The sequence below is a fragment of the Escherichia sp. E14S1 genome (assembly GCF_004211995.1).
Taxonomy (GTDB): Bacteria; Pseudomonadota; Gammaproteobacteria; order Enterobacterales; family Enterobacteriaceae; genus Escherichia.
Genome location: NZ_RHJQ01000022.1, coordinates 20,249 through 44,682 on the forward strand (window position 1 = coordinate 20,249; position 24,434 = coordinate 44,682).

The window sequence follows — 24,434 nt, forward strand, 5'->3', positions numbered from 1 at the left end:
GCATAAAAAAGATGCTTAAGGGATCACGATGCAGAACAGCGCTTTGAAAGCCTGGTTGGACTCTTCTTACCTCTCTGGCGCAAACCAGAGCTGGATAGAACAGCTCTATGAAGACTTCTTAACCGATCCTGACTCGGTTGACGCTAACTGGCGTTCGACGTTCCAGCAGTTACCTGGTACGGGAGTCAAACCGGATCAATTCCACTCTCAAACGCGTGAATATTTCCGCCGCCTGGCGAAAGACGCTTCACGTTACTCTTCAACGATCTCCGACCCTGACACCAATGTGAAGCAGGTTAAAGTCCTGCAGCTCATTAACGCATACCGCTTCCGTGGTCACCAGCATGCGAATCTCGATCCGCTGGGACTGTGGCAGCAAGATAAAGTGGCCGATCTGGATCCTTCTTTCCACGATCTGACCGAAGCAGACTTCCAGGAGACCTTCAACGTCGGTTCATTTGCCAGCGGCAAAGAAACCATGAAACTTGGCGAACTACTGGAAGCCCTCAAGCAAACCTACTGCGGCCCGATTGGCGCCGAGTATATGCACATTACCAGCACCGAAGAAAAACGCTGGATCCAACAGCGTATCGAGTCTGGTCGCGCGACTTTCAATAGCGAAGAGAAAAAACGCTTCTTAAGTGAACTGACCGCCGCTGAAGGTCTTGAACGTTACCTCGGCGCAAAATTCCCTGGCGCAAAACGCTTCTCGCTGGAAGGCGGTGACGCGTTAATCCCGATGCTTAAAGAGATGATCCGCCACGCTGGCAACAGCGGCACCCGCGAAGTGGTTCTCGGGATGGCGCACCGTGGTCGTCTGAACGTGCTGGTGAACGTGCTGGGTAAAAAACCGCAAGACTTGTTCGACGAGTTTGCCGGTAAACATAAAGAACACCTTGGCACGGGTGACGTGAAATACCACATGGGCTTCTCGTCTGACTTCCAGACCGATGGCGGCCTGGTGCACCTGGCGCTGGCGTTTAACCCGTCTCACCTTGAGATTGTAAGCCCGGTCGTTATCGGTTCTGTTCGTGCCCGTCTGGACAGGTTGGATGAGCCGAGCAGCAACAAAGTCCTGCCAATTACCATCCACGGTGACGCCGCAGTGACCGGACAGGGCGTGGTTCAGGAAACCCTGAACATGTCGAAAGCGCGTGGTTATGAAGTTGGCGGTACGGTACGTATCGTTATCAACAACCAGGTTGGTTTCACCACCTCTAATCCGCTGGATGCCCGTTCTACGCCGTACTGTACTGATATCGGCAAGATGGTTCAGGCACCGATTTTCCACGTTAACGCGGACGATCCGGAAGCCGTTGCCTTTGTGACCCGTCTGGCGCTCGATTTCCGTAACACCTTTAAACGTGATGTCTTCATCGACCTGGTGTGCTACCGCCGTCACGGCCACAACGAAGCCGACGAGCCGAGCGCAACCCAGCCGCTGATGTATCAGAAAATCAAAAAACATCCGACACCGCGCAAAATCTACGCTGACAAGCTGGAGCAGGAAAAAGTCGCGACGCTGGAAGATGCCACCGAGATGGTTAACCTGTACCGCGATGCGCTGGATGCTGGCGATTGCGTGGTAGCAGAGTGGCGTCCGATGAACATGCACTCTTTCACCTGGTCGCCGTACCTCAACCACGAATGGGACGAAGAGTACCCGAACAAAGTTGAGATGAAGCGCCTGCAGGAACTGGCTAAACGCATCAGCACGGTGCCGGAAGCGGTTGAAATGCAGTCTCGCGTTGCCAAGATTTATGGCGATCGCCAGGCGATGGCAGCCGGTGAGAAACTGTTCGACTGGGGCGGCGCGGAAAACCTCGCTTACGCCACGCTGGTTGACGAAGGCATTCCGGTTCGCCTGTCGGGTGAAGACTCCGGTCGCGGTACCTTCTTCCACCGCCACGCGGTGATCCACAATCAGTCTAATGGTTCCACTTACACGCCGCTGCAACATATCCATAACGGCCAGGGCGCATTTCGTGTCTGGGACTCCGTACTGTCTGAAGAAGCCGTGCTGGCGTTTGAATACGGTTATGCCACCGCAGAACCACGCACCCTGACCATCTGGGAAGCGCAGTTCGGTGACTTCGCCAACGGCGCACAGGTGGTTATCGACCAGTTCATCTCCTCTGGCGAACAGAAATGGGGCCGGATGTGTGGCCTGGTGATGTTGCTGCCGCACGGTTACGAAGGGCAGGGGCCGGAGCACTCCTCCGCGCGTCTGGAACGTTATCTGCAACTTTGCGCTGAGCAAAACATGCAGGTGTGCGTACCGTCTACCCCAGCACAGGTTTACCACATGCTGCGTCGTCAGGCGCTACGCGGGATGCGTCGTCCGCTGGTCGTGATGTCGCCGAAATCCCTGCTGCGTCATCCGCTGGCGGTTTCCAGCCTCGAAGAACTGGCGAACGGCACCTTCCTGCCAGCCATCGGTGAAATCGACGAGCTTGATCCGAAGGGCGTGAAGCGCGTAGTGATGTGTTCTGGTAAGGTTTATTACGACCTGCTGGAACAACGTCGTAAGAACAATCAACACGATGTCGCCATTGTGCGTATCGAGCAACTCTACCCGTTCCCGCATAAAGCGATGCAGGAAGTGTTGCAGCAGTTTGCTCACGTCAAGGATTTTGTCTGGTGCCAGGAAGAGCCGCTCAACCAGGGCGCATGGTACTGCAGCCAGCATCATTTCCGTGAAGTGATTCCGTTTGGGGCTTCTCTGCGTTATGCAGGCCGCCCGGCCTCCGCCTCTCCGGCGGTAGGGTATATGTCCGTTCACCAGAAACAGCAACAAGATCTGGTTAATGACGCGCTGAACGTCGAATAAATAAAGGATACACAATGAGTAGCGTAGATATTCTGGTCCCTGACCTGCCTGAATCCGTAGCCGATGCCACCGTCGCAACCTGGCATAAAAAACCCGGCGACGCAGTCGTACGTGATGAAGTGCTGGTAGAAATCGAAACTGACAAAGTGGTACTGGAAGTACCGGCATCAGCAGACGGCATTCTGGATGCGGTTCTGGAAGATGAAGGTACAACCGTAACGTCTCGTCAGATCCTTGGTCGCCTGCGTGAAGGCAACAGTGCTGGTAAAGAAACCAGCGCCAAATCTGAAGAGAAAGCGTCCACTCCGGCACAACGCCAACAGGCGTCTCTGGAAGAGCAAAACAACGATGCGTTAAGCCCGGCGATCCGTCGCCTGCTGGCTGAACACAATCTTGACGCCAGCGCCATTAAAGGCACCGGTGTGGGTGGTCGTCTGACCCGTGAAGATGTGGAAAAACATCTGGCGAAAGCCCCAGCGAAAGAGTCTGCTCCGGCAGCGGCTGCTCCGGCGGCGCAACCGGCCCTGGCTGCACGTAGCGAAAAACGTGTGCCGATGACTCGCCTGCGTAAGCGTGTGGCAGAGCGTCTGCTGGAAGCGAAAAACTCCACCGCCATGCTGACCACGTTCAACGAAGTCAACATGAAGCCGATTATGGATCTGCGTAAGCAGTACGGTGAAGCGTTTGAAAAACGCCACGGCATCCGTCTGGGCTTTATGTCCTTCTACGTGAAAGCGGTGGTTGAAGCCCTAAAACGTTATCCGGAAGTGAACGCGTCTATCGACGGCGATGATGTGGTTTACCACAACTATTTCGACGTCAGCATGGCGGTTTCTACGCCGCGCGGCCTGGTGACGCCGGTACTGCGTGATGTCGATACCCTCGGCATGGCAGACATCGAGAAGAAAATCAAAGAACTGGCCATTAAAGGCCGTGACGGCAAGCTGACGGTTGAAGATCTGACTGGTGGTAACTTCACCATCACCAACGGTGGTGTGTTCGGTTCCCTGATGTCTACGCCGATCATCAACCCGCCGCAGAGCGCAATTCTGGGTATGCACGCTATCAAAGATCGTCCGATGGCGGTGAATGGTCAGGTTGAGATCCTGCCGATGATGTACCTAGCGCTGTCCTACGATCACCGTCTGATCGATGGTCGCGAATCCGTGGGCTTCCTGGTAACGATCAAAGAGTTGCTGGAAGATCCGACGCGTCTGCTGCTGGACGTGTAGTAGTTTAAGTTTCACCTGCACTGTAGACCGGATAAGACATTATCGCCTTCTCCGGCAATTGAAGCCTGATGCGACGCTGACGCGTCTTATCAGGCCTACGGGACCACCAATGTAGGTCGGATAAGGCGCAAGCGCCGCATCCGACAATGCCCGGAAGCGATACGAAATATTCGGTCTACGGTTTAAAAGATAACGATTACTGAAGGATGGACAGAACACATGAACTTACATGAATATCAGGCAAAACAACTGTTTGCCCGCTATGGCTTACCAGCACCGGTGGGTTATGCCTGTACTACTCCGCGCGAAGCAGAAGAAGCCGCTTCAAAAATCGGTGCCGGTCCGTGGGTAGTGAAATGTCAGGTTCACGCTGGTGGCCGCGGTAAAGCGGGCGGTGTGAAAGTTGTAAACAGCAAAGAAGACATCCGTGCTTTTGCAGAAAACTGGCTGGGCAAGCGTCTGGTAACGTATCAAACAGATGCCAATGGCCAACCGGTTAACCAGATTCTGGTTGAAGCGGCGACCGATATCGCTAAAGAGCTGTATCTTGGTGCTGTTGTAGACCGTAGTTCCCGTCGCGTGGTCTTTATGGCCTCTACCGAAGGCGGCGTGGAAATCGAAAAAGTGGCGGAAGAAACTCCGCACCTGATCCACAAAGTTGCGCTTGATCCGCTGACTGGCCCGATGCCGTATCAGGGACGCGAGCTGGCGTTCAAACTGGGTCTGGAAGGTAAACTGGTTCAGCAGTTCACCAAAATCTTCATGGGTCTGGCGACCATTTTCCTGGAGCGCGATCTGGCGCTGATCGAAATCAACCCGCTGGTCATCACTAAACAGGGCGATCTGATTTGCCTCGACGGCAAACTGGGCGCTGACGGTAACGCACTGTTCCGCCAACCTGATCTGCGCGAAATGTGTGACCAGTCGCAGGAAGATCCGCGTGAAGCACAAGCTGCACAGTGGGAACTGAACTACGTTGCGCTGGACGGCAACATCGGTTGTATGGTTAACGGCGCAGGTCTGGCGATGGGCACCATGGACATCGTTAAACTGCACGGCGGCGAACCAGCTAACTTCCTGGACGTTGGCGGCGGCGCAACCAAAGAACGTGTAACCGAAGCATTCAAAATCATCCTCTCTGACGACAAAGTGAAAGCCGTTCTGGTTAACATCTTCGGCGGTATCGTTCGTTGCGACCTGATCGCTGACGGTATCATCGGCGCGGTAGCGGAAGTGGGTGTTAACGTACCGGTCGTGGTACGTCTGGAAGGTAACAACGCCGAACTCGGCGCGAAGAAACTGGCTGACAGCGGCCTGAATATTATTGCAGCAAAAGGTCTGACGGATGCAGCTCAGCAGGTTGTTGCCGCAGTGGAGGGGAAATAATGTCCATTTTAATTGATAAAAACACCAAGGTTATCTGCCAGGGCTTTACTGGTAGCCAGGGGACTTTCCACTCTGAACAAGCCATTGCATACGGTACCAAAATGGTTGGCGGCGTAACTCCAGGTAAAGGCGGCACAACCCACCTTGGCCTGCCTGTGTTCAACACCGTGCGTGAAGCTGTTGCTGCTACTGGCGCTACCGCTTCTGTTATCTACGTACCGGCTCCGTTCTGCAAAGACTCCATTCTGGAAGCTATTGATGCAGGCATCAAACTGATTATCACCATCACTGAAGGCATCCCGACGCTGGATATGCTGACCGTGAAAGTGAAGCTGGATGAAGCAGGCGTACGCATGATCGGCCCGAACTGCCCGGGCGTAATCACTCCGGGTGAATGCAAAATCGGTATCCAGCCGGGCCACATTCACAAACCAGGTAAAGTGGGTATCGTTTCCCGTTCCGGTACGCTGACCTATGAAGCGGTTAAACAGACCACGGATTACGGTTTCGGTCAGTCGACCTGTGTCGGTATCGGCGGCGACCCGATCCCTGGCTCTAACTTTATCGACATCCTCGAAATGTTCGAAAAAGATCCGCAGACCGAAGCGATCGTGATGATCGGTGAGATTGGCGGTAGCGCTGAAGAAGAAGCGGCTGCGTACATCAAAGAGCACGTCACCAAGCCCGTTGTGGGTTACATTGCTGGTGTGACTGCGCCGAAAGGCAAACGTATGGGTCACGCAGGCGCCATCATCGCTGGTGGTAAAGGGACTGCGGATGAGAAATTCGCCGCTCTGGAAGCCGCAGGCGTGAAAACCGTTCGCAGCCTGGCGGATATCGGTGAAGCACTGAAAACTGTTCTGAAATAAATACCTGTAATAAGAAATAGCCCTCGCCGCGTCCCTCTACAGGAATGGCGAAGGGCTGTCGGTTTCGACATGGTTGGCCATCGTATGATGGCCTTTTTTATGCCTTAAACGTTAACCACGGTCGAAATCTGACCGCTGGCTGAATTAATCCGGCTTCTTGTTGGGCTTCGATAACCGGACCAATATCTTTATAAGCAGCAGGCGCTTCTTCAAGACGTCGTTCTTCGCGCAATGTGACGCATTGCCACGGCAACGTTGACTCTTCAGTCGCGCGCGAGCGCATGGCCTGCCGACGCTGGCTGCGTCCAGCTCCGTGACTGCAAGACCACAGCCACTCCGGGTTGCCACAACCTACCGCAAGCCACGAATAATCGCCCATTGAACCGGGGATTAACGCCAGATCGCCCGTGCGTGCCGGTGTTGCACCTTTGCGATGAATATTCATTTCATGCTCGCGAAGGATGATGTTATGCGGCACATCCACCACCAGATGTGAATCATCCTGATGGAATAAATCGGCAAAACATACGCGAACCATTTCCGCAATGGTCACGCGATTTAACCACGCGTAACGCGCCGCCATTCCCATAGCCTGCAGGTATTCCTCCGCCAGCTCACCGCCCAGAGCATATAATCCGCTTTGTGGATGTTTATGCCCGGCGGGCCAGGCTGCACGGGCGCGATCCATCCAGCGTCGTCCGACGTAAAATCCGACATCTCGCGATCCGCTATGGATCATCACCACGATATCGCCCATTTTCAGCCCTTGTTGCCAGGCCACATGGCGATCGACCACGCTATCAACCACCTGAAGTTCAATAAAATGATTACCTGAACCCGGCGTACCAAGACAAGGATCGCGGAGTAATGCGCGGTCCGTTGCCAGCAGGGCGGGTGGGGCATAACGCGAATGACTGTCATGCTCGTTCAGCCCAATGCAGCGGTCAATTTCTTGCGCCATCCGGGGGATATTCGTGCGTGTCCAGAGACCCGCTGATGGCAAGGCCGACACACAATTTGCCGGTCCGCCATCAAAAAGCGCGGTGAACGCTCGTGCAGATAACGGAACATCGCGCTCATTTTGCAGTAACACTTGCGTTAACCGCTGAGTGATGACGTCTTTATGCGCTTCGGCTTGCGCAAGTGTTAATCCAGTCGTCAGCAGTCGCATGCCACAAGAAATATCGGTGCCGATGGCGGCGGGAATGATTAAATCCGGCGTTGAGGCCACCACTGCGCCAACGGGGACGCCATTGCCGGGGTGAAAATCTGGCGTCGCGCACGTCTGGCGTACATAACCTGGATGATCTGGTAGCTTCACTTCTGCAAAATCAAGCAGTTGTGTCACTGCTTTTTCTTCTAGCGGCAGTTCGTCCGGCAGCAGTACGCGGGCACTGGCACCTGATTGACGAGATAATGAAACAATATTGTTGGCGCGGGAAAGTTGGATCCCTTTGCGCAGAAAGGCTTTATCAAGCCTCGAAAGATGATGCATAACGCTGTCCTGAAATATAGACGTTAATCAACCCCCTGTATTGCGAGGGTAATTTTGTCTTTCCGGTCAGCAGCCAGCAAAAAGGAAAGAAAACGCGCGTAGTGTATTCAGCAATGACGATGAATACAAGATAAAAATGCCGAGTGCCAAAGAGGGTTGTTGTTATAAAGGAGGTGAATTATCGACACCGGATTGTAAAATATGAAAAATGATAATTCCCAGAATATATATTTTAAGAGTTATTTTTACGCCTGTTCTTACGGCGGTAACTATCCATTGCTTGCCGTTTTTTAATTATCAAAGTGGGAGTAAAATAAATGAATTATTGATGATAATACAACATGTTTTTATGACAAATAATGAAGATCTTATTTTAAATATCATCGAGTTATGCGCACTGCGTGGTGTCGGGTTACCTGGTGTTATGTTAATGTCTGGTTGTTATTAACGCATTTCTCAGATAATTAAATTATAGACATCTTGCAATCTCATCATATTCATATGTTCAAATGAGAAAATATTTTGCCAACAATATCACTTTTTCCAAAAGTTAAATTAAGCATATTGAAATCGCATACAAAGCGTTGGCAGTTTTTTTGAATTTACATTCAGGGTGAATATTCCAGAACAAATGAAATTCACCAAATGAATTGATAATACGAAATTATAAACGGAGATTATATAAACCGTTTCTGTATTCCTTCGCTCATTTTTTTCTGGGCGATGACAGCATTTAATTTTATCCAGTAACAGGAGAAGATTCATGAGTAAGCCTTCAGACCCTCGTATTGACACCAGCCGCGTTATCCATGCGCCACAAGGAACTCAACTGCATTGTAAAAACTGGCAGATCGAAGCTGCCTATCGGATGTTGCAGAACAACCTTGATCCCGACGTAGCCGAAAATCCACAGCATCTGGTGGTATACGGTGGCATTGGCCGCGCGGCGCGTAACTGGGAATGTTTCGACCAGATCCTCGAATCACTAAAAAATCTCGAGCCTGATGAGTCGCTGTTGGTACAGTCCGGTAAACCCGTGGGCGTGTTTAAAACTCATACTGACGCGCCACGCGTGCTGATTGCCAACTCTAACCTGGTGCCGCAATGGGCCAACTGGGATCACTTCAATGAACTGGATCGCAAAGGTCTGTTCATGTACGGCCAGATGACCGCTGGCTCGTGGATCTACATTGGTAGTCAGGGCATTGTGCAGGGGACGTTCGAAACTTTTGTCGAAGCAGGTCGCCAGCACTACAACAATTCGCTAAGTGGAAAATGGATCCTGACCGCGGGGCTCGGTGGTATGGGCGGTGCACAACCGCTGGCGGCGACTCTGGCGGGGGCTTGTTCATTAAATATCGAGTGCCAACAAAGTAGCATCGACTTCCGTCTGCGTACCCGTTATGTCGATAAACAAGCGAAAGATCTTGATGATGCACTGGCGCTGATTAAATACCACACCGAACGCAAAGAAGCCGTTTCTATCGCGCTGCTGGGCAATGCGGCGGAAATTGTTCCTGAGTTGGTGAAACGTGCGTATCAGGGAGCGATCAAACCGGATCTGGTGACCGACCAGACCTCCGCTCACGATCTGGTCTATGGTTACCTGCCAATGGGCTGGAGCGTAGAACAATGGCGTGCTGCACAGCAGGATCCACAACAGCACGCCAGACTGCAAAAAGAAGCGGCACAGAGTTGCGTGGCGCATGTTCAGGGGATGCTGGACTTCCAGGCGATGGGGATCCCGGTTGTCGATTATGGTAACAACATCCGCCAGGTGGCTTTCAACGAAGGTCTGCAAAATGCCTTCGATTTCCCGGGCTTCGTTCCTGCTTACATTCGTCCCATGTTTTGTGAAGGCAAAGGCCCGTTCCGTTGGGTGGCGCTGTCTGGTGACCCGGAAGATATCTATAAAACCGATGCCAAAATTAAAGAACTATTCCCCAATAACGTACTGACCCATCGCTGGCTGGATATGGCGCGTGAGCGTATCGCCTTCCAGGGGCTTCCATCACGTATTTGCTGGCTGGGGCTTGGTGAGCGTCACCTGGCGGGGCTGGCATTCAACGAAATGGTGCGCAACGGTGAACTAAAAGCACCGATTGTGATTGGTCGCGATCATCTTGATACCGGTTCTGTCGCCAGCCCGAACCGCGAAACTGAAAGCATGCTCGATGGCAGTGACGCGGTTTCTGACTGGCCGTTGCTCAATGGTCTGCTCAATACCGCAGGTGGCGCAACGTGGGTGTCTCTGCATCATGGCGGCGGCGTCGGGATGGGGTATTCACAACACGCCGGGATGGTTATTGTTGCCGACGGTAGCGAAGAAGCCGAAAAACGTCTGGCGCGTGTGCTGGTGAATGACTGCGCTTCCGGGGTTATGCGTCATGCGGATGCGGGTTATGAGGCGGCAATTGAATGTGCCAAAAATTATGGTCTGAAATTGCCGATGATTCGCTAAATATTAACGCTGTTATTTAATATTTGCGCTAATACAGGCGGGAAGTTATCCGCCTGTATAACAATAATTATCAAAAATATTTATTACATCGTCGAGAGAAATATCTCTCGACCCTCTATTGCTGTTTCAAAAAATGACCTCTCATTTTGCAGGAGACTTTTTCATGGAATCAAGCAGCCCTATCCGCAGTAAAAAACCAGTATTAGAATCAAATACGATTAACGCCGTTCCTGAGTCCGCTCGCCACGGCGCGCCCTCCAGCCAGTTTACTTTATGGCTAAGTGCTAACTTACAAATTACCGCCGTGGTGGACGGCGCGTTAGCGATTATTTTTGGCTCTGAAGCCATGTCAGCAATTATTGGTTTATTAATCGGTAATATTATCGGCGGCGCGGTTATGGCATTGCACTCGTCACAGGGGGCAAAGCTGGGATTACCACAGATGATCTCCAGTCGTATCCGCTTTGGCGTCAAAGGAGCGGCGCTACCGTTACTGATGGTGATTATTATGTATCTCGGATTTGCCGCGACGGGTACGGTATTATCCGGTCAGGCGATTAACCGGATATTTGGTTTTGAGTCAGCATCGACCGGAATTATTATTTTCGGCATGCTTACCGCGATGATCGCATTGGTCGGTTATAAACTTATTCACGTCGTTGGCCGTGTTGCAGGGATATTAAGTATTCTGGGGTTTATTTACCTGGCCACTCAACTTAGCGGTCACTACGACGTGGCTGCGGCATTTGGTCAAAAGCCATTTAGCTTATCGGTGTTCTTATTAACGATTGCACTCTCAGCCGGATGGCAATTAACGTTTGCACCATACGCCTCTGATTATTCCCGCTATTTACCCTCTGATACACCAGCAAAATCAATCTTCTTTGCCACCTTTCTGGGAACCACGCTTGGTGCGCAATGTGCCATGACTTTTGGCGTTCTTGTTGCTGCTTGCGGTGCTAACTTCCTGAAAGATCAGGTTGGTTTTATGGGCGATTTAGCCGGGCCAACGTTTGCCATTCTGATTTATACGGTGATTGTTTGCGGCAAACTGACGGTTAACTGTTTGAATGCCTACGGCGGCTTTATGTCGATTCTGGCGACCGTCAGCGCCTTTAACAATCGCAGCCAGGTTTCACAGCGTGTTCGTGCTGCCTACGTTGTGGGCTTCGTGCTGTTGTCGATGGTCGTCGCGCTGGCGGCAAGCGCAGACTTTTTGAATAATTTCAAAAACTTCGTTCTGCTGCTGTTGACGGTATTTGTGCCGTGGAGCGCTATCAATCTCATCGACTACTACTTCATCTCACAAGGTAAAACCGATATTCCAGCACTTTATACCCCGGAGGGACGCTATGGCGCGTATAACAAAACCGCGTTGGTTTGCTACGGAATTGGTGTGCTGGTGCAGATCCCCTTCCTGAATCAAAAACTGTATCAGGGACCCATTTCTGTACTGATGGGCGGGGCGGATATTTCCTGGATTATCGGCTTGTTAATTACTGCCGTTATTTATTACCCGTGGGCAAAACGTACTACCAGCGTTCCTGCCCAGACTATTTATCCCGAGTCGTAATATGGAACCAATGCTGATATCTGCAATGGATAAGCCCTTGCAACCGTGGCGCAACGGCGGGGGTTTTACGCGACAACTGCATGCCTGGCCTGATGATGAAAACTGGCTGTTACGCATCAGTATGGCCAATGTCAGCCAGGACGGTCCTTTTTCGGCGTGGCCTGGTGTGGTACGTGGCCTCGCCATTCTCGATGGGGAAGGGGTGAGGCTGACGTTTGCCGATTCGATAATCAACCTGCAACGTCACGATCCCGCCTTAATTTTTCCCGGAGAAGCCAGGCCAGATTGCCAGCTGATGGGCGGTGCAGTTCGCGATCTCAATGTCATGGCGCGGGAAGGCGATACGGGGATGTTGCGGGTGCAAAGTGCCGTTGACTGGCTTCCGCCATCACTTGCGCAAGCGGGCCTGTTCACGCTGTGTGAAGGGGAGTGGGTAAGCGGCGAGAAAAGGGTGTTTGTTGCGGCAAATATGTTGTTATGGCTGGTTGCGACTGATGGCAAGCCCTGGCGTTTCGTACCACGGAAAAAAGTCTCCGTCGGTGAGCTGGCGGGCTGGTGGCTTTATTATCTACGAGGGGAAAAATCCTTATGAGTGCATTAACGCTCTGGCGAAATACCACGCTGGCGACGCTTTCCGCTAACGATTGGGGAGTGATTGAAAATGGTGCATTAATCAGCCGTGGCGACACTATTGTCTGGCTTGGCAAGGCCACGCAGATCCCTCGCGAACTGATGGCTGACATTACAGAGGAACACGACCTGCAGGGTAAGTTGCTGACCCCCGGTCTGGTGGATTGCCATACGCATCTGGTGTATGGCGGCCAGCGGGCGAATGAGTTTGAGATGCGGCTGCAAGGCGTGGCTTATGAAGATATCGCCAGAGCGGGCGGCGGGATCTTATCTACCGTCAATGCCACGCGGGCGGCCAGCGAAACACAACTGTTTGAACTGGCGGCGCAGCGACTACAAAACTGGTTGCGTGAAGGCGTCAGTACGCTGGAAATAAAATCTGGTTATGGCTTGACGCTGGAAGATGAAGCGCGCTGTTTGCGCGTTATCCGCCGCTTGCAGGAATCTACAGGATTACGTATTCAGTCTACGTTTCTTGGGGCGCACAGCTTGCCGTCAGAGTTTGCCGGGCGCAGTGATGATTACATTACGGCGCTTTGCGATTGGATGGGCGTGTTGCATGAACAGGGGCTGATTGATGCAGTTGACGCTTTTTGTGAAAACATCGCCTTTAGCCCAGACCAGGTACGGCGCGTCTTCAGTAAAGCGCAACACTATGGATTGCCTGTAAAACTGCATGCCGAACAGCTTTCTGACCAGCAAGGCGCTGCGCTGGCGGCGGCGTTTTCTGCACTCTCCTGCGATCATCTGGAATACCTTAGCGAGTCGGGGATCGCCGCCATGAAAATGGCTGGAACGGTGGCGGTACTGCTCCCCGGTGCTTATTACTTCCTGCGCGAAACCCATCTGCCGCCGATTGCTGCTTTGCGGGCAGCGGGCGTGCCGATTGCTATCTCCACGGACCATAACCCCGGAACGTCTCCCAATATGTCATTGCCATTGATGATCAATATGGCCTGTACGCTGTTTCGCATGACGCCGCTGGAAGCCGTTCAGGGCGTTACGCGTCATGCGGCAAAGGCACTTGGACTTATTGACCGGGGTGAACTTGCACCGGGATTACGGGCGGATATGGCGGTCTGGGATCTTAACCATCCACGTGAACTGGCTTACTGGTTTGGGCATCAGCCTTGCCAGGGGCTTATTGTCGGCGGAAAAAGGAGTTGGTAATGAAGCAAACATTATTGCCGTGGAGTGGGCGTGTTGACTCGCAGGAAATCGGCATCAGCACTCGCTGGCATCAGCATGTGCAACCGTTTAGTGAACAAAGCCACGGCGGTTGTACGCTGATTGGTTTTGCCGTTGATGACGGGGTGCAACGTAATGGTGGGCGAGCGGGTGCAGCAGGCGGACCGGGCGCGTTGCGCAGCATGTTGGGCAATATGCCGGTGCTCTGTGAAGGCGCTATTTTCGATATGGGCGATGTACAAAGCGAGGACCACGCGCTGGAGTCCGCACAAAATCTTCTGGCGGCCAACGTATCTACAGCCATTGCGCGCGGCAGTTTACCGGTGGTTCTGGGCGGTGGTCATGAAGTGGCGTGGGGAACGTTTCAGGGGATTATGCAGTCGCGTCCTGATATTCAGCGGTTACTGATTGTGAACCTTGACGCGCATTTTGATTTACGGATGGCGGAAAAAGCCAATTCAGGTACGCCGTTTCGTCAGATGCAAGAGTGGAATGCGCAGCATGGCAAACCGTTTAATTATCGCGTTCTGGGAATAAGTCGTTTTGCAAATACCCAGGCGTTATTTGATCGGGCTGATGAATTTGGTGTGCGTTATTGGCTGGATGAATCTCTGCAATTTGAACGTGGTTTGCATGAGGTCGCTAATGCGCTCTCGGCAGATATTCAGGCGTGTGACGCCATTTATTTAACGATTTGTCTCGATGTTTTACCTGGTTTTCAGGCGCCCGGCGTTTCTGCGCCATCACCGTTAGGCGTGCCGTTAAATATTACTGAAGCCATTGTGAATTTAATCGGCGGTAGCGAGAAGTTGATTGCGGCGGATATTGCCGAACTTAACCCGGACCTGGATCGCGATAATTTAACCGCGAAAGTTGCCGCTCGCCTGGTGACCAGTATTGTCCGGCGGGGGAAAACAGATAGAACAAATTAAAACGTTGTCGCAGTAACCCGTTGTTAAACTCATCATGATAAGGAAACACAATGAAAGGATTGATACGAAGAGTCACTGTCACCGTTGTGCTCTGGAGCGTTTGCTCCATCGCGATGGCGAAATCAACCATTACTCTGGATGGCGAACATCTTTCAATTGACCAGGCCTGGTCAATTGCGTTAGGTGATAACGACGTCAAAATCGCGCCGAAAGCTCTGGACAGAATGGAAAAAAGTTATGATCTGGTGATGACCGCCGCGCATTCTGGAACACCCGTTTATGGTTTAACCGTAGGCGTGGGGCTAAATAAAGACCAGCCGATATTTGATGCCAAAGGAAATTTAACGCCTGAGGTGATTGATGCGTCGAAAAAATTTAATGCTGCCGCGCTGCGCGCCCATTCTGCGGGCGTTGGTCCGATGTTACCGGATTATCTGGCACGCCTTTCAATGGTATTACGTTTAAATACCATGCTGCATGGGCAAACCGGCGCGCAGCCTTATATTGCCGAGTTGTATGCTGAATTTATTAATCGCGGCGTTACACCGTTAATTCCGGCGCGGGGAAGCATCGGCGCAGCGGATATTATGCTCGCTTCGCACGTTGGTCTGGTGATGATGGGGGAATGGAAAGCCCGAGTCAATGGCGTGCAAATGAGCGGTGGTGACGCGCTGGCGAAAGTGGGACTTAAGCCACTGGTGCCGCAGGGTAAAGATATGCTGGCGATTTTGTCGAACAACAGCGTCGGGACAGCCTACGCTATCGAAGCAGTTCGTTCGGCACGTCAGTTGCTGAATGTCAGCCCGGTGGTTTTCGCTATGAGTCTGGAAGCGTTGAATGGTAACGTCGCTCCGGTACTGCCGCAGTCAATTGCCGTGCGTCCTTTCCCGCAGTTGGCTGACTCGGCAAAAGAGATTCGCGATGCGTTAAACGGTTCATATTTATGGCATAAAGATGACAAACGGGCATTGCAAGATCCGTTATCGTTCAGAACAACGGTATACACCATTGCTGAATCAGTACGCGCTTTGCATGATGCTGAAGAGGTCATAACCGTACAAATCAACAGTTCCGATGACAACCCGGCAACGGTGCTGAATGCTGACAAGGCATATCAGGACTCCAGCCAGGTCGCGCAATATTTTGTTAAAGATGGCGCAATCAGCGGCGGGATCTTCCCGACGGCGAACTTCGAATCGTTACCTGTAGCGCTTGCTACTCAACGTCTGACCGTGGCGTTGGTACATGTTTCGCATAACAGTATGCGTCGCTCGCTGCACCTGGAAGATGAGCACTTTACCGGTTTAACGCGCTTCCTGTCGGCACCCGGTAATAAAGGTCACGGCTTCGGTTCGCTGCATATTCCGTTTGTCGCGCTGCATGCAGAAAACGTCGATCTCGCCAATCCTGTTTCTTTCGATATTCAACCGGTTGCCGGAGGTATAGAAGATACCGGCGCCAATAATGACCACGCGGCCAGAAGATTGAAACAGGTTGTCGATAATCTGAACGTGATTTATGGCATTGAACTGATGCATTCCGCACAGGCTCTCGATTTACGGTTGCAGGCCGCTCCACAACTGGCATTAGGAAAATCCACCAAAGCAATGTTTACCGAATACAGAAAAGTCGTGCCGTTTGTCGATCAGGATCGGGTCTTTACCCCAGATATTGCTGCTTCGCAAAAATTCTTAGAAGGATATGCTATAAATCAAAAATAAAATTTTTGTTGATTGTTTATCATAATATCCATAGATATGATGATTGCTATCAATTTAATAATCTTCACTTAACTTGAATCATAATAATCCGAAGGGCGTTTTGCTTTTCGGATTATTATTATCTGATTGAGACAATTGTCACGCCGGGCTTGCTGGGTTATAAATATCGATCATGATTTTTATAAAATATCTATTGCTGCTTTGGTTGCCATTACTTAGTAATAAGTAATGGTTTTTTGATAGTTTAAACTATTTTTAAGGGACGGCATTATGAGAGGAAAAATACCCAAAACGGAACTGTTGGTAACTTTTGAGGTGGTCGCACGCCATGAAAGTTATACCAGAGCGGCAGAGGAGTTAGCGTTAACCCAAAGCGCAGTATTCAGGCAAGTTAGCGCACTGGAAGATTTTTTACATATATCATTATTTGCGCATTCTAAAAAAAGAATATTTCTTAATGATGCCGGAAAGCATTATCTGGGCATTGTTAAAGAAACATTGAATAAGCTTGAACGTGACACAAATACTATCATGACCTGGCAGCCTACGGTTCAGGTTATTGAGCTTGCTGTCAATCCTACTTTCAGCACGCACTGGTTGATCCCCAATTTACGTGAGTTCAATAAATTGTATCCCGATATTATTGTCAATATTCACTCATTAGCTAATAACGGGGATTTCCTTAATCGGGAATACGATGCCGTCATTATGCGCGAAAATTTTTGTGCGCCCTGGTCGGAGGTAGAATATCTCTTTGAGGAAGAGATCCTGCCGGTATGCAGCGGCAGTTTACTTTCACTTCCTGACCAAAAACTGTCTGTTGCAGAGCTATTAAGTGAGCTACCACTGCTGCATCAAAGCACCCGTATTACTGGTTGGGAAGAGTGGTTTGCATTGTCTGGCGTTAGTAGTCCGTTGGTGAATAACGGGCCACGTTTTGATTTACTTTCAATGCTGATTGCCGCCGTGCGATCTAATCTCGGTGTGGCGCTGTTGCCCCGGTTTGCAATTCAACACGATTTAGATAGCGGTGACATGGTGATTCCGTGTGATGTGCCTATTCGTACCGGCAATCGCTTTATTATGACGTGGCGGGAAGAGAAGGCTGATTATCCGCACTTGCAACTCTTTCGTGAGTGGTTGCTGGCAAAATCGGTCGTACCGGAGGAGATGTAAAACCTGCGCCTGGCGAGATGCCAGGCGCAGTCATTACCAGTCGATACCAGGCTGTGCCTGAATACCGTTATCAAAAGCATGCTTGACGGGGCGGATTTCGCTTACCGTATCCGCCATTTTTACTATCTCATTATGGCAGCCGCGTCCGGTGACAATGACGTTTTGCTGCGTCGGGCGATTTTGTAGCGAAGCGATCACTTCTTCGGTATCCAGATAATGGTAAGCCAGCATGTAGGTCAGCTCATCGAGCACCACTAAATCGTAACGCTCATCAGCCAGCATCCGCTTGCATTCAGACCAGACCTCTTTCGCCGCGTCGATATCCGCTTGCCGATTCTGTGTCTCCCAGGTAAAACCTGTTCCCATAATATGAAATTCAACGCCCAGTGGATGGAGAAGGTTATATTCGCCGTTGTCCCACAGTCCCTTGATGAACTGCGCAACGCCAACCGTTTTGCCATGACCTACGGCGCGCGTCACGGTACCAAAAGCGGCGGTGGATTTTCCTTTTCCGTTACCAGTGAAAACAATCAATATTCCTTTTTTCTCCGTCGCCTCCGCGATGCGTGTGTCGACCTGTTGTTTCAGTTTCTGCTGGCGCTGAATATGCCGTTCAGTTGAGATCCGCGCTTCCATTCACTTTCCTTAATGCCCAGTGGGGCAATTGGCGCAGTGGTGTTGCTGCTCAAACTGGCTGAAGAAATTATTGCCTTTATCATCCACCAGAATGAACGCGGGCAAGTTTTCAACCTCCATCATCCACACTGCTTCCATGCCCAACTCCGGATATTCCAGGCAATGCAGGCTTTTGACATATTCTTGCGCCAGTAACGCCGCTGCACCGCCGATACTTCCCAGATTAAAGCCGCCATGTTTGTGACAGGCATCAGTAACCTGCTGGCTGCGGTTGCCTTTCGATAACATTACCAGACTGCCGCCAGCCGCCTGGAAGGCGTCGACATAACCGTCCATTCGACCGCCCGTGGTAGGTCCAAGAGAACCACAAGCCATATTTTCCGGTGTTTTCGCGGGGCCAGCGTAATAGACGATATGATGTTTCAGGTAATCCGGCATCGGTTCGCCGTTATCCAGTCGTTCTTTTATTTTGGCGTGGGCGATATCACGCGCCACTACGATGGGGCCGCTTAACGACACACGGGTGCCGATCGGTAATGTGGCGAGATCCTGCATTACCTCACGCAATGGACGATTTAGATCAATCTGTACGTTATGCGTGTGATTGTCTTCCCGCATTGATGCTGGAATATATTGCCCCGGATTATGTTCGAGTTTTTCCAGCCAGATGCCGTGCTTGTTAATTTTGGCTTTAATATTACGATCGGCGGAACAGGAGAGTGCCATAGCGATTGGGCAGGAGCCGCCGTGGCGCGGTAGACGAATAACACGAATATCATGAGCGAAATATTTGCCACCAAACTGAGCACCAATGCCAAATTGTTGGCTGGCGTCGAGCAAGGTTTTTTCCAGCTCAACATCGCGGAAGGCTTGTCCCTGCTCGTTTCCGCTGGTGGGCAGATTATCGTAGTATTTTGTCGACGCTAGTTTGGCGACTTTTAACGCCTGATCGGCAGAAAGTCCCCCGACGACAAAGGCGATGTGGTAGGGCGGACAGGCGGCAGTTCCCAGCGATTTCATTTTTTCGATTAAAAACGCAGTCAGTTTTTCTGGTTGCAGGAGAGATTTAGTTTCCTGGTAAAGCGCAGCTTTATTGGCGGAGCCACCCCCTTTATTGACACACAGAAAATGGTACTCGTCGCCGGGGACGGCGCTGATATCAATCTGCGCCGGAAGATTGGTTTGTGTATTGACTTCGGTATACATATCCAGTGGCGCATTTTGTGAAAAGCGCAGATTATTTTCCTGGAAAGTGATGTAAATACCTTTGCTTAAGGCTTCGGCGTCATTGCCCCCGGTCCAGATGTGTTGCCCTTTACTGGCGACAATGGTGGCGGTGCCGGTGTCCTGGCAGTTGGGTAATATCCCTTTTGCTGAGACTTCGGCATTGCGCAGTAGCTGCAAGGCCACATATCTGTCATTACTGCTGGCCTGCGGATCGTTCAGAATGCTGGCGACTTGTTGCAGGTGAACGGGACGTAAGAAAAAAGAGGCTTCATAAAATGCCTCCCGGGCAAGCAACGTTAATGCTTCCGGAGCGACTTTTATCACTTCTTCGCCGTCTATTTCCGTTACTGTAATATATTGATCGCTGATTAATTTATATTCCGTTGCGTCTTTATATAGTAAAAACGGTTCTTGCCAGATAAATGGTTTGGACATGATGTGTTCTCACATTGTGGTTATTTTTACCGAATGATAAGGCAGTCTTTTTTCCAGCAGAGATTCGGTATTGACTTAAGTATTTTTTGTTTAATTACGTGTGATGGTTGTATGGTTTTTGGGAGAACGTAGACCACCAGTTATTCCAGCTGTGAAAATCCTGGTAGCATCGTAATCAATTTTATTGATACGTTTAGATAAATGTACCTGACATAATGGAATCTGTGCAGGTACATTTATGGGGTTGATAATCTAAACAGTATTAAATATCAAAATGAATGCTTAATAAAGGTGCGTGCTGCTGCGCACCATAAACATCATTATCGCCTACATTCCCGGAGATAATATCTCGTGGCATGACGATTTTTACTGCATTAGAAGGATCAAACCAGACAATACGATGAATAAAGTTAGGTTCAACATGATATAAGCGCGCAATCAGCTCTGGAGTTAATTGCCCTGATGATTTAACTCGCTCATAGTTTTCTTTCGTTTTAAATAAAATATCTAAAACCAGTTCGTAGGGTCCGGCATTTTTTGAACGAATGACTTGCGCCAGTGAGACAATTGACTGTTTCATGCCTGAACTCCTTCTGGCGTCACCTGTTCAATATGGAAATCAAACCGCAGTGCGTCGTTGGCTTCAATCAGGTGATAGATAGAAAACTCGTATACGGGTCCGCTCTGGATATCAGAAGGGGAGAACGGGAACGCCAGGTTGCCCGCAGTGGCGATGCGATTTTCATAACCGTAGTGCAGCATAGTGGAGCGCACCAGTGAACAAACACTGTTGGCGATTTCTTGCGTCGGCGCGACCACATCCAGGACGATCCCCAGTTCATGTCCGGCAGTTTCCATGGGCTCGTGGTCGCCCATGACACCATTTTTACCGTACAGGTGGAATGTCATTCGAATGCTGTTATCGGTCAGCGACAGGTTGCGCGTTACGCTGGCTTTGACATCTTCAATGATTTTGTCGATCCCGGCGATCATTATTGGGTCGCGAGTGCCTGCGATGGTCAGGCAGCGGAAGCCCACCTGCCGCGCACCTTCCAGTTTCAGGGCATATGGCGTTTCTTCATGCTTAGAACCGCTGACATAAACTTCACCGTCGTTCACGGCTTTGAAGGTGCAGCCTTTCAGATTCAGAACACCACCTGGTCCCGGCAGGAAGTACGGGTCCGATTTCTCATACAGCGTATGCGCGGCTGCGGATGTTTCGGTGAATTTACGCTGCGGATTGAACGTCTTCAGCGAGAAGCCATTATCGTCGATGATGCCCATCGCACAGTCAGAGCCGGAGCCTGGCGTCGCGGCAATTGCTGCACATTCGAGAATTTTCCCACAGTGCAGCGCCAGCCCTTCGTCAAAGCCTTGCATGATGGGTAGCGCGGCAAAGCAGGCCGGATCATAAGCCCGGCCGCCGAGCACCACCTGTGCGCCTTCTTTCAGCGCCCGCTGGAAGGGCTCGATGCCCATTTGCGCGACGATATAGGTACTTTCGTCAATCGCGTCGTGCGTTAACGGCGGGACAAAATCCAGCGCCGTGATTTTGCCGTTATCCAGTGCCTGGTGGACGATGGCTTTGTCAACGTCCGCCGGGATCAGCGCCATCGAAAACGAAAGTTTTTCCTCTTGCGCAATTTCGTGAATAATTTGACGACACCACTCCAAATGCGGGGCTGCGCCAGAACCACCTGCCGTCCCGATCACCACTGGAATATTATTTTGCACGCCAGCGGTGATCATATAGCGCAGGTCGCGTTTAACTCCCGCGCGGTCGGTAAAGGGCTTACCCGCCCCCAGATAGTGCGGGCCAGGATCGGAAGAACCGGCATCAACGGCGATCAGGTCGGGAGATTCCGCCATCGCTTTGCGGAAGCTCTCTTCAGGGAAGCCGTAACCGAGGATCGCAGTAGGTGATAAGACTTTAAAAGAACGAGCCATCTGTTAATCCTTAGCCAGCATCAGCGCGATAGTACGATTCATTTCGTTGAACACGATGTCGAGGCCCTCGTCAAACCCCATCCCCGGTTTTACCAGCATCCGCATGGGACGCGCGGCAAGAGCTACGTGGACACAAGTTCGGGCGCTGACATCGGTTTCGTTACAGGTGCCACCCTGATAGGCTTCCATTCCGTGGCTGTTGCAGTACAGAACCGCATCGACGATGTTGTGAATACTGCCCAGATCAGGCGTTTTGATTTGCACCATGTGGCAACTGGCTGCATCAGTGAAATCAACGATATCCTGGTAGGTGTTACACCATTCGTCGGCGACAATTTTCACGCCGGAACCGAGGCGCGTCAGCTCTTTGGTGATGGCAGTCAACAGGCGAATTTGGTCAGGTTTGTTACCGGCATCGACCGGGCCTTCAATGTACAGCGGCAGACCTTGTGTTTCTTCTTCCAGGCTGGCGATGTATTGCGCGCAGCGAACGGGATCCATGTCGAAGATCAGACCGATGGTGCCGTATACATCGATGTGCAGCGTAGGGTGGTAGCGAGCGCTGGTACGTTTGCTCAGAATGCGATCTGACAGCCAGCGGATATATTCGCGCAGTTTTTCGCCCTTAAAGCCCAGCTTCTCTTCGACGTTATTAATCAGCGCATGGGGCAGTACGTCGATCCCTTTAAGGATCATCTTATCGACGGCGATATACCGATCGTCGCCGCTCTGACCAAATAAAGGAATGGATTTCGCCACGCGCGGTAACTGCCATTCATCGCAAACTACTTCAGTTTTCAGACGGCCCGTTGCCAGCGCGGTAGCGTCAAGTAGCGCCTGCGATAATCCATAGCGCACGGCGGTATGCAGCAAGTTGCCGTCAATACGCAGCTTGTCGAAAAAACGGGCGTTCGGCACAAACGCATCCACATCGCGGCCTTCCAGTAACGGTTTGATATGGTCATTAAGGAACGGAATAAAATGCTCGGCGAGGAACAGCGGATCGCGACCGCCTGCCCCGGAGTACTGTACCGCAGCACAGTCACCAACCGCGACCGCGCCATTTTCCAGAATCAACTGAACTGAGACGCATTCCCCAGCCTGACGTACTGCGCTAAAACCAGACGTAACCGGCTCCCCGGTATAAAAAAATCCGTCGTGGCCCGCTCCGTTTTTTATCGCCTGCTGGTCATCGAAATAGAATGAGGAGTAGCCAGCGGTGAACAGGGCCTGTTTTATTTTCATTATGGTCTTCCTATTAATTTACTGTGGGATACAGCATTGATGTCATCAACAACCATCTGGAATGTCGGTTGGCGTCCTTCAAAGCGTGCGCGTTCAGCAACGTAATCGTGGTGAAGGTCGAGAATGTCTTTTGGCAACGGAACGGCGCCGGCTTCCAGCACGCGTATCGCGCCAGTGTTGTCGCGAACCGGAAGAATTTTGCCCGCGTTGCAGGCGGCAGGCGCAAACGGCACATCCAGTACGCCCGCTTCAAATGCCAGCACCGTACCGCGCGCGATATCCCCATTCCCCAGTTCGAACACTTTATTCAGCACGGCGCGAACTTCACTCTTAATCAGCTCAACTTCCAGTTCCACCGCAGGACACGGTGGGAATTTCTGATCGCTAACCATATTGAGCATTTGGCGGGAGGCTTTCAGTCCCTGCACATTGGCGGCAGCGGTAGGGATGCCCCAGGCTTCATGCGGACTCTTGGTGATTACTTTGGTCGCGCCCGACATTCCAGCAACCGCCGCGCCCCAGGAGATAATCGCGAACGCTTTTGACTCGTCTTCCGGAAAACCGCCCATCCACTGGTGGAACACCGTACTTAATTCGTACTCTGCATAGCCATGATTCTGGAAGTATTCGTGAGCGAGTTCCCGCAGAGACTGGATCGCCGCAATATCTTGCGTCAGGCTTCCGACCTGACCATAACCGACGGTGATAGATTTCACGCCCTGTTCCAGTGCCAGCAAGCCTTCGATTATCGCAATAGAGTGCGAGATAAACGGTGGAATCAAAGTACCTGTAAGCGGGCCAAACGGTTCACGGTTGATGCGAATTCCGTGCTCTTCATACAGCCCCATTAAACGGTCGCAGTACTGCCAGTCGCGGATCGATTTTTCCAGCGTTACGCGTTTGGCATACGGAATATTGTAGGAAATGCCGCCGCCTTCATAGCTGGTGAAGCCGCTGGCCATTGAGATTTCAGCCAGCAGCCGCGCATCTGGTGTGCCATGGCGGATCTGTAGCGGTTTTTGCAAGGTTTCGGTCAGACGACGGCATGCTGCGACGCCGTGGTTAACCACCGGTAAACCGTTCAGTTTAGAGGTTCCGGCTTCGATAGATTTTTTAATCCCTACCGCGGCTTCTTCGTAACGATTCAGACGGGTATAGGCATCGATGGTGCTCGGTAGCAAATCGCACTCATCTTGCAGTGTTTTCAGTAGTTCGATGTGCTCGTCCATCAACGCCACGCCTGCGCGCGGTTGGCTAAGCGTTTTACCTTCCAGGTCTGCTTTCAGTAGGGCAAGGGAGAAGCGTTTGTGATCAGGAATAGTTTGTTGATATTTAACGCCATCTTCGAAGTTTTCAACATCCTTGCCAGTTTCCCAGGTTTTCAGTACCTGTTGCCGCTCGGTCATGAATTCGTCATGGGTTAATTTCTTATTTCGAAGTTCCATTGATTG

18 protein-coding genes are annotated in these 24,434 nt (G+C 51.4%); 11 read left to right on the plus strand and 7 right to left on the minus strand.

Annotation, left to right across the window (positions count from 1 at the left end; genetic code table 11):
• Positions 1-28 precede the first annotated feature (28 nt).
• From sucA to sucD, 4 genes are all read left to right on the plus strand, one after another.
• Positions 29-2,830 carry a 2-oxoglutarate dehydrogenase E1 component gene (sucA, locus tag D9734_RS19645; protein ID WP_001181473.1) on the plus strand — a complete coding sequence of 934 codons (2,802 nt, stop codon included), beginning with the start codon at positions 29-31 and terminating at the stop codon, positions 2,828-2,830.
• A gap of 14 nt (positions 2,831-2,844) precedes the next feature.
• The gene (odhB, locus tag D9734_RS19650) at positions 2,845-4,062 is read left to right on the plus strand and encodes a 2-oxoglutarate dehydrogenase complex dihydrolipoyllysine-residue succinyltransferase (RefSeq protein WP_000099822.1); all 1,218 of its coding nucleotides are present in this window, start codon (positions 2,845-2,847) and stop codon (positions 4,060-4,062) included.
• 219 nt (positions 4,063-4,281) lie between these two features.
• Positions 4,282-5,448: an ADP-forming succinate--CoA ligase subunit beta gene (gene sucC / locus D9734_RS19655; RefSeq protein WP_130209872.1), complete on the plus strand. Its 1,167-nt coding sequence runs from the start codon at positions 4,282-4,284 to the stop codon at positions 5,446-5,448.
• On the plus strand, positions 5,448-6,317 hold the full coding sequence (sucD, locus tag D9734_RS19660; RefSeq protein ID WP_000025458.1) for a succinate--CoA ligase subunit alpha: 870 nt from the start codon (positions 5,448-5,450) through the stop codon (positions 6,315-6,317). The genes sucC and sucD overlap by 1 nt, the downstream gene beginning before the upstream one ends.
• 97 nt (positions 6,318-6,414) lie before the next feature.
• Here sucD and D9734_RS19665 read toward each other — a convergent pair whose 3' ends face one another.
• On the minus strand, positions 6,415-7,812 hold the full coding sequence (locus D9734_RS19665) for an RtcB family protein (protein ID WP_130209874.1): 1,398 nt from the start codon (positions 7,810-7,812) through the stop codon (positions 6,415-6,417).
• Positions 7,813-8,575: 763 nt separating this feature from the next.
• Between D9734_RS19665 and hutU the strand changes: the two genes are divergently transcribed.
• From hutU to D9734_RS19700, 7 genes are all read left to right on the plus strand, one after another.
• Entirely contained in the window at positions 8,576-10,273 is a 1,698-nt protein-coding gene (gene hutU, locus D9734_RS19670; protein WP_130209876.1) for a urocanate hydratase, read from the plus strand.
• Positions 10,274-10,436: 163 nt separating this feature from the next.
• Complete coding sequence (locus D9734_RS19675) at positions 10,437-11,846, plus strand: cytosine permease (protein ID WP_130209878.1); 1,410 nt, start codon at positions 10,437-10,439, stop codon at positions 11,844-11,846.
• Between the two features lie 25 nt (positions 11,847-11,871).
• Positions 11,872-12,438, plus strand: coding sequence for a HutD family protein (locus D9734_RS19680; protein ID WP_240780550.1), 567 nt, complete (start codon positions 11,872-11,874; stop codon positions 12,436-12,438).
• Positions 12,435-13,646, plus strand: a complete 1,212-nt coding sequence (gene hutI, locus D9734_RS19685) for an imidazolonepropionase (protein ID WP_130209882.1) — start codon at positions 12,435-12,437, stop codon at positions 13,644-13,646. Before D9734_RS19680 ends, hutI begins: the two co-directional genes overlap by 4 nt.
• Positions 13,646-14,596, plus strand: coding sequence for a formimidoylglutamase (hutG, locus tag D9734_RS19690; protein ID WP_130209884.1), 951 nt, complete (start codon positions 13,646-13,648; stop codon positions 14,594-14,596). Before hutI ends, hutG begins: the two co-directional genes overlap by 1 nt.
• 50 nt (positions 14,597-14,646) lie before the next feature.
• Positions 14,647-16,317, plus strand: a complete 1,671-nt coding sequence (locus tag D9734_RS19695) for an aromatic amino acid ammonia-lyase (protein ID WP_130209886.1) — start codon at positions 14,647-14,649, stop codon at positions 16,315-16,317.
• A 270-nt stretch (positions 16,318-16,587) separates the two neighbouring features.
• Complete coding sequence (locus tag D9734_RS19700; protein ID WP_130209888.1) at positions 16,588-17,493, plus strand: LysR family transcriptional regulator; 906 nt, start codon at positions 16,588-16,590, stop codon at positions 17,491-17,493.
• Positions 17,494-17,526: 33 nt separating this feature from the next.
• Here D9734_RS19700 and cobO read toward each other — a convergent pair whose 3' ends face one another.
• From cobO to D9734_RS19730, 6 genes are all read right to left on the minus strand, one after another.
• Complete coding sequence (cobO, locus tag D9734_RS19705; RefSeq protein ID WP_130209890.1) at positions 17,527-18,129, minus strand: cob(I)yrinic acid a,c-diamide adenosyltransferase; 603 nt, start codon at positions 18,127-18,129, stop codon at positions 17,527-17,529.
• A gap of 9 nt (positions 18,130-18,138) precedes the next feature.
• Complete coding sequence (locus tag D9734_RS19710; protein WP_130209892.1) at positions 18,139-19,791, minus strand: class I fumarate hydratase; 1,653 nt, start codon at positions 19,789-19,791, stop codon at positions 18,139-18,141.
• Between the two features lie 262 nt (positions 19,792-20,053).
• Complete coding sequence (locus D9734_RS19715) at positions 20,054-20,371, minus strand: DUF4387 domain-containing protein (protein WP_130209894.1); 318 nt, start codon at positions 20,369-20,371, stop codon at positions 20,054-20,056.
• Positions 20,368-21,738: an acyclic terpene utilization AtuA family protein gene (locus D9734_RS19720; protein ID WP_130209896.1), complete on the minus strand. Its 1,371-nt coding sequence runs from the start codon at positions 21,736-21,738 to the stop codon at positions 20,368-20,370. The genes D9734_RS19715 and D9734_RS19720 overlap by 4 nt, the downstream gene beginning before the upstream one ends.
• A gap of 3 nt (positions 21,739-21,741) precedes the next feature.
• Entirely contained in the window at positions 21,742-22,983 is a 1,242-nt protein-coding gene (locus D9734_RS19725; protein WP_130209898.1) for a methylaspartate ammonia-lyase, read from the minus strand.
• Positions 22,983-24,428, minus strand: a complete 1,446-nt coding sequence (locus tag D9734_RS19730; RefSeq protein WP_130209900.1) for a methylaspartate mutase subunit E — start codon at positions 24,426-24,428, stop codon at positions 22,983-22,985. The genes D9734_RS19725 and D9734_RS19730 overlap by 1 nt, the downstream gene beginning before the upstream one ends.
• Positions 24,429-24,434 lie beyond the last annotated feature (6 nt).

Coding starts and splice junctions, on each gene's coding strand:
- sucD (WP_000025458.1), top strand. CDS start 5,448: ATGTCCATTTTAATTGATAAAAACACCAAGGTTATCTGCCAGGGCTTT.
- odhB (WP_000099822.1), top strand. CDS start 2,845: ATGAGTAGCGTAGATATTCTGGTCCCTGACCTGCCTGAATCCGTAGCC.
- D9734_RS19700 (WP_130209888.1), top strand. CDS start 16,588: ATGAGAGGAAAAATACCCAAAACGGAACTGTTGGTAACTTTTGAGGTG.
- hutI (WP_130209882.1), top strand. CDS start 12,435: ATGAGTGCATTAACGCTCTGGCGAAATACCACGCTGGCGACGCTTTCC.
- cobO (WP_130209890.1), bottom strand. CDS start 18,129: ATGGAAGCGCGGATCTCAACTGAACGGCATATTCAGCGCCAGCAGAAA.
- D9734_RS19710 (WP_130209892.1), bottom strand. CDS start 19,791: ATGTCCAAACCATTTATCTGGCAAGAACCGTTTTTACTATATAAAGAC.
- D9734_RS19730 (WP_130209900.1), bottom strand. CDS start 24,428: ATGGAACTTCGAAATAAGAAATTAACCCATGACGAATTCATGACCGAG.
- D9734_RS19725 (WP_130209898.1), bottom strand. CDS start 22,983: ATGAAAATAAAACAGGCCCTGTTCACCGCTGGCTACTCCTCATTCTAT.
- D9734_RS19680 (WP_240780550.1), top strand. CDS start 11,872: ATGGATAAGCCCTTGCAACCGTGGCGCAACGGCGGGGGTTTTACGCGA.
- D9734_RS19675 (WP_130209878.1), top strand. CDS start 10,437: ATGGAATCAAGCAGCCCTATCCGCAGTAAAAAACCAGTATTAGAATCA.
- D9734_RS19665 (WP_130209874.1), bottom strand. CDS start 7,812: ATGCATCATCTTTCGAGGCTTGATAAAGCCTTTCTGCGCAAAGGGATC.
- D9734_RS19715 (WP_130209894.1), bottom strand. CDS start 20,371: ATGAAACAGTCAATTGTCTCACTGGCGCAAGTCATTCGTTCAAAAAAT.
- D9734_RS19720 (WP_130209896.1), bottom strand. CDS start 21,738: ATGGCTCGTTCTTTTAAAGTCTTATCACCTACTGCGATCCTCGGTTAC.
- hutG (WP_130209884.1), top strand. CDS start 13,646: ATGAAGCAAACATTATTGCCGTGGAGTGGGCGTGTTGACTCGCAGGAA.
- D9734_RS19695 (WP_130209886.1), top strand. CDS start 14,647: ATGAAAGGATTGATACGAAGAGTCACTGTCACCGTTGTGCTCTGGAGC.
- sucC (WP_130209872.1), top strand. CDS start 4,282: ATGAACTTACATGAATATCAGGCAAAACAACTGTTTGCCCGCTATGGC.
- sucA (WP_001181473.1), top strand. CDS start 29: ATGCAGAACAGCGCTTTGAAAGCCTGGTTGGACTCTTCTTACCTCTCT.
- hutU (WP_130209876.1), top strand. CDS start 8,576: ATGAGTAAGCCTTCAGACCCTCGTATTGACACCAGCCGCGTTATCCAT.